Below are 10,092 nucleotides of genomic sequence, written 5' to 3' on the forward strand. Positions count from 1 at the left end.
TCGCCGACTAAAAGCTATGCTTTAGCGGCGTCATCGCTATGCTTTTAGCCGGTAAAAGCATAACTTTGGGCATAAAAGGGTATGAAAATCGGCAAAGCAAAGGATTTTTTCGGCGTGCCGACAGCCGGATGAAGTGTTGCGGAAGTGTTAAAATCCGGTAGTTTTTCCTGACAAAATCACGGAAACGTAATTAAGAAAGGCTTACAAGTGATGAAGTCTACGACTTCATCACTTTACTTGCAGACTTGTCTCCATAAATTATGGTGAGCGAAAGAAAATGCTTTGGGCACATGATTTTTTCAATCGTCCAATATTGATAATCAATAAAAATAACTACCTTTGCAAAGAAATATCGAGACTCCATCCATGAGTAAGCTTGAATTGATTCATCAGCTGCAAGCAACCGTAGAAGCTTTGTCTGAACCGGGTTCCTTTAAAGGGCTGTGCCACCAACACCACGATGGGAATCCGCTCCCTTCGGGCAAAGTGCTTGAGGCTATTATAGAACTGTCGCGTTCGATCTTACTCCCGGGATATTTCGGAAATTCACAAGTCAATCTTGATACAATAAAATATCACATCGGCGTGAGGCTGGAGAAACTCCATGCTTTGCTGAGTGAACAGATCCTGGCGGGCTTATGCTTTGCCGATAAGAATGAGACTGAAAGCCGACAACAGCTGAGCAGAAGACGCAATAAAGCAGGAATACTGGCGGCCAAGGTTATCATGAGTTTTCCCAATATCAGAAAGATTCTGGCCACAGATGTGGAAGCCTCGTACGAAGGCGATCCTGCCGCTACCGGCTCGGGAGAAGTAATTTCGTGCTATCCGGTCATCAAAGCGCTGATCAACTATCGTGTGGCCCATGAACTCTACAAGCTGAAAGTACCGCTGATACCGCGTATGATGACCGAAATGGCTCATTCAGAGACAGGTATCGATATTCACCCGGGAGCCCGCATCGGTCATCATTTCACGATAGACCATGGCACGGGTGTCGTGATTGGCGCAACTTGCGTCATCGGCAATCATGTCAAATTATACCAAGGCGTAACGTTAGGCGCCAAAAGTTTTCCGCTCGACACGGACGGCAACCCCATCAAAGGCATTCCACGCCATCCCATTATCAAAGACAATGTCATCATTTATGCCAACGCAACCATACTGGGACGCGTGACGATCGGTGAAGGATGTGTAGTGGGCGCTAACATGTGGGTAACGGACGACATGCTGCCACAAACAAAGAAAATCAGAAAAAACTAATAGATAATTTAGAACTAAAATTCAATAATGGAACAAGAATTTGAACTCATCGCCAAGACATTTATGGGATTAGAAAACGTCTTGGCCAAGGAGCTCACTCAGTTGGGTGCCAACAATGTGCAAATAGGACGACGCATGGTTTCGTTCACGGGAAATAAAGAAATGATGTATCGGGCCAATTTTCAGCTGCACACTGCCATTCGCATCCTAAAACCCATTGCCCATTTCAAAGCTCTGTCAGCAGACGACATGTATGAAGAAGTCAGAAAGATTGACTGGAGCCAATATATAGAAAAAGGAAAGACATTCTCGGTCGACTCTGTCGTGTATTCTGAAGAATTCCGCAACTCACGTTTCGTGACCTATAAAGTAAAAGACGCCATCGTAGACCAGTTTCGGGAAAAAACGGGAGAAAGGCCCAACATCAGTGTCAGTAATCCTGATATCAAGCTGAATATCCATGTGGCTGAAGCAGACGCTACACTAAGTCTGGACTCCAGCGGCGAAAGCCTGCATCGCAGAGGCTATCGTCAGGAAAGCGTAGAAGCGCCGCTCAATGAAGTTCTGGCCGCAGGCATGATTCTGATGAGCGGCTGGAACGGCGAAACAGACTTTATCGATCCGATGTGTGGCTCGGGAACGCTATTGATAGAAGCAGCTCTCATAGCCCGAAATATCAATCCCGGCGTGTTCAGAAAGGAATTCGCGTTTGAGAAATGGGCTGATTTTGATCAGGAATTATTTGACAATATTTATAACGATGATACAGGAGAACGGGAATTCGGACACCATATTTACGGTTATGATATTGACATGAAAGCCGTCAACACGGCTCGACTCAATGTAAAAGCTGCCGGACTGACCAAAGATATCACGATTGATCAGCAGGATTTCAAGGACTTTAAGAAGCCTGCCGAAAAAGCCATCATGATAACCAATCCACCTTATGGCGAACGTATCTCTACACCCAACCTTCTCGGTACATACAAAATGATCGGCGAACGACTCAAACATGACTTTGCAGGAAACGAAGCCTGGATTCTGAGTTATCGAGAGGAATGCTTCGAACAGATCGGCTTAAAGCCTTCTATTAAGATTCCGGTATATAACGGGAGTCTGGAGTGTGAGTTCCGAAAATACGCTATATTCGATGGTAAGATGAAGGATTTCCGTGCCGAAGGAGGTATTGTAAAGACCGAAGAAGAGAAGCATGAGATGGCGCAAAAACATCGTTTCAAGAAAAACAGAGAGTTTAAACAGCGCTTGGAAGAACAAGAATCGAACGAAGAAGGTGATATCCGATCTTTCTCTTTTCATAAACATGAAATTGACTTTGGCGAAAAACGCGGCGACAGAAAAGGAAGGAGTGATGACAGAAGGGGCAAAAGTGACGACAGAAGAGGTCGTGGCGAAGATTTCTTCGGCAAAGATGGCCATAAAGAAAGCCGTGATTTTAAGGGCCACCGAGACTTCAAAGGCGCTAAGCGATTTAGCAAAGAAAGGAAGCACGGAGGCTATTTTGGGGGTAAAAATAGATTTCATAACGATGATGAATAAGTTTTTTATTATTTTAGTTTCTCTGATATTCTCAATGTCGACAAACGCTCAGGAGCTGAAACATTTTACGTTGGAAGACTTGAATTTCGGCGGAATGAACTACCACAAGATGACTGTCAGGAACAGATGGCTCACGTGGTGGGGCGATGAACTGGTGCGATTGGATATCGATAAGTGCAGTATCGTCGATAAGGCGACCGGAAAAGAAAAGGTGCTTTTTACCTTAAAAGACATTAATAATTGGATGGACAGCCATGGCTCCACTGCCGTGCGCACGCTCTATCACGCGCGTTTTCCCTATGCCGACAAGCCTTTGGTTATGGTAGAAGCCGGCGCAATGCGTACTTTGGTGGATTTCAAGACACACAAAATAGTCTTCAACCAAAGCACGGCCGACGAAAACAAGGCTGACTGGAACGCCACATCACGCTACGCGGCTTACACGGAACCGGGCGGTTACAATCTTTTTATACGCACGCCCAAGGAATCGGAAGGGCAGAATGATATTCAGGTATCGTGCGACGCGTCACGAAATATACTATATGGAACCAGCGTTCATCGTGATGAATTTGGCTATCATAAAGGTACTTTCTGGTCGCCCGACGGAATGAAACTTGCCTTTACCCGTATGGACCAGTCGATGGTAAACGACTATCCCTTAGTAGATTTCCCGGAAAACGACTGGACTCCCGCGCCTAAAGAGTCACGAAGCGCCAAAGCCGCGCCCGAAAAATATCCCATGGTCGGCGAAACGAGCCATCAAGTGACCATCGGCGTCTACGATATCAAGACAGGAAAGACCGTTTATCTGAAAGCCGGCGACCCGACAGACCGCTACTTCACCAATCCGGCATGGAGCCCCGACAGTAAGACGGTTTACCTTTTTGAGCTGAACCGAGACCAAAACGACTGTCGGTTGGTAAGCTACAACGCGGAGAACGGCGAGAAGCAAGCCGAACTTTATCACGAGACAGACGCGAAATACGTGGAACCTCAGCACCCCATCGTCTTCCTTCCATGGAACCGGAATGAGTTTATCATGCAGAGTCAGAAGGATGGTTACAACCATTTCTATCTGATGAATACACAAGGAAAGTTAATCAAGCAAATAACTTCAGGTCCTTGGGTTGTGATGGATCTCTTCGGATTCGACACGAAGAAACATGCCATTATCTATGCTTCCAACGAATGCGGCCCCATTCAGAAGAACACTTGGATGGTAAATGTGGACAACGGCAAGCGTCAACTGCTTGACAACGGCAAGGGATGGCACAATGCCTTGCTGAGCGCAAGCGGCTCGTTTCTGGTCGACAACTATTCCGAGCCAACCGTTCCACGCAGAATCGAGATTATCAACGTGAATAAAAAGCAGCGCACCAAGTACTTCACGGCGCCGAATCCATGGAAAGATTATCAAGTGCCCGAGTACAGCTGCGGAACGATCAAGGCTGCCGATGGAACCACCGATTTGTATTACCGCATGGTCAAACCCATCAACTTCGACCCCAATAAGAAATATCCCACCATCATATATGTCTACGGAGGTCCTCACGCTCATAACGTAGACGCGCGTTGGCACTATGGAAGCAGAGGATGGGAGACCTACATGGCACAGAAAGGCTACCTGCTGTTTATCCTCGATAACAGAGGAAGCGAAAATCGTGGCAAGGCTTTTGAACAAGTCACGTTCCGCCAATTAGGACAGGAAGAGATGAAAGACCAGATGAAAGGCGTTGATTTCCTGAAATCATTGCCCTATGTCGACCGGAACAGAATGGGCATTCATGGCTGGAGTTTCGGAGGTTTCATGACGACTTCGCTCATGACTAATTATCCCGACGTGTTCAAAGTGGGTGTTGCCGGCGGTCCGGTCATCGATTGGAAATGGTATGAAGCCATGTACGGAGAACGCTATATGGATACGCCACAAGCCAATCCCGAAGGCTATGCCAAGACCAGCCTCATCAAACGGGCCAAGAACCTGAAAGGGAAACTGCAGATTATTATAGGCGAAAACGACCCCGTTGTTTTGCCACAGCATGCCAAATCGTTCATTCATCAGTGTATTTTGGAGGGCACACAGCCTGATTTCTTCATGTATCCGGGTGAACCTCACAACATGAGAGGCCATCAAAGTACCCACTTACACGAACGCATTACCCAATATTTCGAAGATTATTTGAAATAAAATATATGAAAATACTATTGTTAGGAAGTGGTGGCCGTGAGCACGCCCTTGCCTGGAAGATTGCGCAAAGCAGCAAGTGTGAGAAGCTCTACATCGCTCCGGGCAACGCCGGAACCGGAAATTGTGGCGAAAACGTGGCTATCAAAGCCGACGACTTTGAAGCCCTGAAAGACTTTGCCCTTGCCAACAATGTCGATATGGTGGTCGTCGGTCCCGAAGATCCACTGGTAAAAGGTATCTACGACTACTTTAAAGCGGACGAAAAAACAAAGGCGATTGCCGTTATCGGACCGTCTAAGGCCGGCGCAACGCTCGAAGGCAGCAAGGATTTTGCGAAGGGATTCATGAAGCGCCACGGCATTCCAACGGCAGCATACGAAACTTTCGACGGCACGACCCTCAGTGAAGGCCTGAAATTTCTGGAGACCCTGCAGGCTCCTTACGTGTTGAAAGCCGACGGATTGGCGGCCGGTAAGGGCGTACTTATCCTCCCGACACTCGCCGAAGCTCAGCGGGAATTCCGTGAAATGCTGGGGGGCATGTTTGGAAATGCCAGCGCCAAAGTCGTCATCGAGGAGTTTCTGAGCGGCATCGAGTGCTCCGTTTTCGTCCTGACAGATGGCAAAAACTACAAGATTCTGCCCGAAGCGAAGGACTACAAGCGCATCGGCGAGCATGACACGGGCCTGAATACAGGCGGCATGGGCAGCGTATCTCCTGTCCCATTTGCTACTCCTGAATGGATGCAGAAGGTGGAAGAGCGCGTCATTCGTCCCACGGTAGAAGGGCTGGCCGCCGAAAACATCGATTACAAAGGCTTCATCTTCTTCGGACTTATCAACGTGAAAGGCGAACCAATGGTCATCGAATACAACTGCCGCATGGGCGATCCGGAGACGGAAAGCGTCATGCTACGACTCAAAAGCGATATTGTGGATTTGTTTGAAGGTGTCGCCAAGGGCGATTTAAACCAACGGGAAATCGCGTTTGATGAGCGTGCGGCAGTCAGTGTCATGCTGGTAAGCGGCGGTTATCCACAGGAATACAAGAAAGGTTTTGCCATTTCAGGCCTCGATAAAGTTAAAGGAAGTATCGTTTTCCATGCCGGAACAGCCGAAAAAGATGGGCGGATCGTAACCAATGGGGGCCGTGTAATTGCCGTTTCTTCCTATGGCAAGAACAAGGAAGAAGCACTTCAGAAGTCATTTGAAGAAGCGCAGAAGATTGATTTCACCGGCAAATATTTCAGAAGAGATATCGGACAAGATTTATAAAGAAGGATTTTCTTGAAAGTAAAAAGGCTACAAAATAGAATCGCGGAAAGCAGATTCTCACTACCGGTCACTGTTTTGATCGCCTCACTGGTATGGATTTCAACCGGACTGATTACCCAAGGACTTTGGATTCAGTTCGGGTTGATGATTATTTCCACCTATTTCATAGTGGTACTGAATAACCGGAATGCCTTGATGCGAACTTACAGCCGTATGGTTTCATGTGCTTTGCTGGCTCTTAATCTGATTACCCTGCGGCTTTATGCCAATAATATTGCCGCAGGCATCCTACAGTTGTGCTTCATTCTCCACCTGATGTTTCTCTTTCATTCCTATCAGGATAAGCGCTCCATGGGCTCAATCTTTTTTGCTTTCGTCATGTTGGGTATCAGCAGCCTGTTTTTCATACAGGTTTTATTTCTTGTGCCCTTCGTCTGGTTCTTGATGACAACCCGCATTCTATCCATGACCTGGCGCAGCTTCTTTGCTTCTATCATAGGCATCCTCCTCCCCTACTGGTGCATAGCAGGGCTTTTTATTTATCAAGGAAATGGAAGCACGCTCATCAGGCATGTACAAAGCATAACCGTTTTCAATGCTTTCGGCCTCGAGAATCTGCCTACTACTCAGAAACTGATATCACTTGGATTCATTACTCTCGCCGGTATTACCGGCTCAATCCACTTTCTGCGTAACAGTTATTTAGACAAAATACGCACGCGAATGATCTATGAAGCACTGATCATTTTATTTGGTTGCGTTGTAGTATTTATAATTTTACAGCCACAACACACCGATATGTTCACGCCGATTCTCATCACACTGACAGCACCATTGATCGCGCATTATATCACATTTACCCAATCATTCCTCTCCAACTTGTCTTTCATTGTTTTGGTCATTACGACCTTGCTACTGATCACGTTCAACTTATGGCAACCATTACTGACTTTCTTATAAACTGGGGTTATTGGGGCATGCTCATGTCCGCGTTTCTGGCCGGTAGTTTCTTCCCCTTCAGCAGTGAGGTCGTCATGCTGGCACTTTTGGCCGTAGGTCTTAATCCATGGCAGCTTATTATCTTTGGCACAGTCGGGAACGTGCTGGGTGGCCTCTTCAACTACGGCATTGGTCGAATGGGGCGCATGGACTGGATTGAACATTATCTGCGTGTGAAACCCCGGCAACTGGAAAAAGCCCAAAGATTCATGGGCGGTCACGGAGCGTGGATGGGCTTTTTCGCTTTCGTTCCATTTCTGGGTAGCGCCATTACGATAGCCTTGGGATTCATGAGAGCCAATTTCATCATTTCACTTATCAGTATTTCCATGGGAAAATTCATCAGATACATTGTTTTAGCCATGTCGGTGGTTGGGCTTGCTTCCTGTGTTTCGCCCCAATCAGCCTCCACAAGACAGATCACCGTCAGCATAGAACCGCTCCGATATTTCACGGAGCAAATCGTCGGCGACCGCTTCGAGGTATCGACACTCGTTCCGGCGGGCAGTAACCCGGAACTTTACGAACCTACAGCCAAACAGATTATCAATTTCTCCAATAGCGACTTGTTTATCAAGGTGGGCAATTTAGGATTTGAGCGCACATGGATGAAAAAGTTGGAGAACAACGCTCCGCATACGATTATCGTCGACGCCTCGGAACATATCGTGCCTCTGAAAAGCGCAAACGGTATTGAAGATTCGCACACATGGATGAGTACGGAGAATGCGATACAGATAGCGAACAGCATTTTCAGGGCTTTGGCCGAGATAGACAGTAAAGACAGCACCTATTTCAGAGCAAATCTCAATCGTTTGATTGATACGATCAACAATGTCGACCGCAATATTCAACTGCAATTGACAAAAGGAAAAAGCCGGGCTTTCCTCATTTATCACCCGGCACTCACCTATTTTGCCAAACAATATCATCTTCAGCAGATCCCTGTTGAGGAAGAAGGACGCGAACCGAGCGCGGCTCAACTGCAACAGGTAATCAGCACTGCCAAACGATTACACGTGAAAACACTGTTCATTCAGCGTGAGTTCGCCAACCGCAACACCGAGATTGTGGCTAAAGGAAGCGGCGCGACAGAAATAGAAATCAACACGCTCAGCTACCATTGGGACCGGGAAATGGTGAAGATAGCCGAACGATTGAAATAACAAGACGATGGCAACAATCATCCAACTTCAACATATTACGGCCTCATACGGAGACATCACGGCCATTCGTGACATCAATTTAGAAATCGACCATAACGATTTCCTCGCGATTACAGGCCCCAATGGCTGTGGCAAGACAACGTTAGTCAATGTGATTCTCAGACTCAAAACCCCGGACGAAGGCCGGGTCACTTACTTTAAAGATGAAGAGGAAGTTGCCAAACTGAACATGGGCTATCTGCCACAATATAGCGACATAGACAAAAACTTCCCCATTTCAGTTAGTGAAGTCGTACTTTCCGGACTTAAAAGCAAATACACGTTCGGTCTCCACTACACCCAATCACAGAAAGAGCTTGCCCGTGAAGCCATTGAAACCATGGAATTGAGTCAAATGGCCGACAGAGCGATAGGCACTTTAAGCGGCGGTCAACTCCAAAGAGTGCTGCTGGCCAGAGCCATCGTTTCAAAACCGGAAGTGATTATCCTTGACGAACCCAACACCTACGTCGACCGACTGTTCCAAGACGACATGTACCGGATGCTGCATCAACTTAACGACAACTGCGCCATCATCATCGTCAGCCACGATATTGAACGCATGAAAAAAGAGTCCAAGCATATCATTCAATTATAGAAAGCCAACACTTTCATCCATCTTCATCCTTTTTGTTGCCCCGATAGGCCACCGGAGACATGCCTGAATGCAGTTTAAAGAAATTAGAAAAGGCCGACTGGTCATTGAATCTAAGTTCCTCCGATATTTCGCCAATTGACTTAGAGGTGGAAGACAACTGTACGCAGGCCTCATTATAAAGCATGCTCTGCAGATAGGCCAATACCGTATTGCCCGACACTTCTTTCACGGTCCGCGTCAGATACACCGGAGTAATATTCATCCGATCGGCATAAAACTGCACCTGATGTTCCACCTTATAATATTGGAATGCCAGATGAATGAAGATGCGGAATATGTTTTCCTTATGCCCTGAGTCATGTGGACGCTGATGCTCTCCCATTGTCAATTCCGACAAAAACAACTGACCGAAATGTATTAGGTTCTTCATCATCGACGCCTGATACAGGTGACGCTTCATCATAGCGTGCCGAAGCTGATGATACCACGTTATGAACTCTTGCTGCCGCAACGTGGTCAGCGCCAGTTTTAAAAACGTATTGACAATGGTCTTGGGCATTTCATCATCCACGCTGCGCACCGTATGATAATAAACCGATTCTATCAGCACCATCTTCATGTGGACTCCTTTCATCTCTTCCGGAAACTGAATCAACTGATAAGGTGCTACAAAAAGCAAGTTTCCGGGTTCCAACACGAGGGTGGTTCCATTCACGCAAAAGGACACACGCCCTACTTCTATATAAATAATAGAATAGAAATTAAAATATGCAGAACCATTCCTAAACACTTTCATGTTTTGATCCGCGGCTTCCACTAAAGAGACTTGCACGTCAGTGAAACAATCCGTAAGAACAAGTGCCGTAAAGTCGCACAGGTTGAGTATTTGATTTTGCATATAAACTATTTATAGACAAATACTAGTGATGCGATAATATTTAATAAACACATGTGAATCCCTTTGTATATAAGGGTTTCAAAGCGTTCTTTGATTTTTTGATTTGAATT

General features: G+C 46.5%; 8 protein-coding genes. 7 read left to right on the top strand and 1 reads right to left on the bottom strand.

Translation table 11 applies throughout. The features are described from left to right. Positions 1–366 precede the first annotated feature (366 nt). The 7 genes from JHU38_RS10125 to JHU38_RS10155 are packed head-to-tail and all read left to right on the top strand — an operon-like array spanning position 367 to position 9,084. Positions 367–1,263 (top strand): serine O-acetyltransferase, encoded by an 897-nt coding sequence (locus JHU38_RS10125; RefSeq protein ID WP_107581141.1) that lies wholly within the window; start codon positions 367–369, stop codon positions 1,261–1,263. Between the two features lie 27 nt (positions 1,264–1,290). Continuing rightward, a complete protein-coding gene (locus JHU38_RS10130) occupies positions 1,291–2,820 on the top strand; it encodes a THUMP domain-containing class I SAM-dependent RNA methyltransferase (protein WP_107581142.1) in 1,530 nt (509 codons plus the stop codon). Then, a complete protein-coding gene (locus JHU38_RS10135) occupies positions 2,810–5,008 on the top strand; it encodes a S9 family peptidase (RefSeq protein ID WP_107581143.1) in 2,199 nt (732 codons plus the stop codon). The genes JHU38_RS10130 and JHU38_RS10135 overlap by 11 nt, the downstream gene beginning before the upstream one ends. Before the next feature lie 5 nt (positions 5,009–5,013). Next, the gene (gene purD, locus JHU38_RS10140) at positions 5,014–6,282 is read left to right on the top strand and encodes a phosphoribosylamine--glycine ligase (RefSeq protein WP_107581144.1); all 1,269 of its coding nucleotides are present in this window, start codon (positions 5,014–5,016) and stop codon (positions 6,280–6,282) included. A gap of 12 nt (positions 6,283–6,294) precedes the next feature. Then, entirely contained in the window at positions 6,295–7,242 is a 948-nt protein-coding gene (locus JHU38_RS10145) for a hypothetical protein (protein WP_146156973.1), read from the top strand. Beyond that, positions 7,215–8,447, top strand: coding sequence for a metal ABC transporter solute-binding protein, Zn/Mn family (locus tag JHU38_RS10150; RefSeq protein WP_107581146.1), 1,233 nt, complete (start codon positions 7,215–7,217; stop codon positions 8,445–8,447). Before JHU38_RS10145 ends, JHU38_RS10150 begins: the two co-directional genes overlap by 28 nt. A 7-nt stretch (positions 8,448–8,454) precedes the next feature. Further along, on the top strand, positions 8,455–9,084 hold the full coding sequence (locus tag JHU38_RS10155) for a metal ABC transporter ATP-binding protein (protein ID WP_232369925.1): 630 nt from the start codon (positions 8,455–8,457) through the stop codon (positions 9,082–9,084). 13 nt (positions 9,085–9,097) lie between these two features. Here the strand turns inward: JHU38_RS10155 and JHU38_RS10160 are convergent, their stop codons facing one another. After that, on the bottom strand, positions 9,098–9,982 hold the full coding sequence (locus tag JHU38_RS10160; RefSeq protein WP_107581147.1) for a helix-turn-helix domain-containing protein: 885 nt from the start codon (positions 9,980–9,982) through the stop codon (positions 9,098–9,100). Positions 9,983–10,092: the final 110 nt, after the last annotated feature.

It is taken from the genome of Prevotella illustrans (genome assembly GCF_017426725.1).
Taxonomy (GTDB): Bacteria; Bacteroidota; Bacteroidia; order Bacteroidales; family Bacteroidaceae; genus Prevotella; species Prevotella illustrans.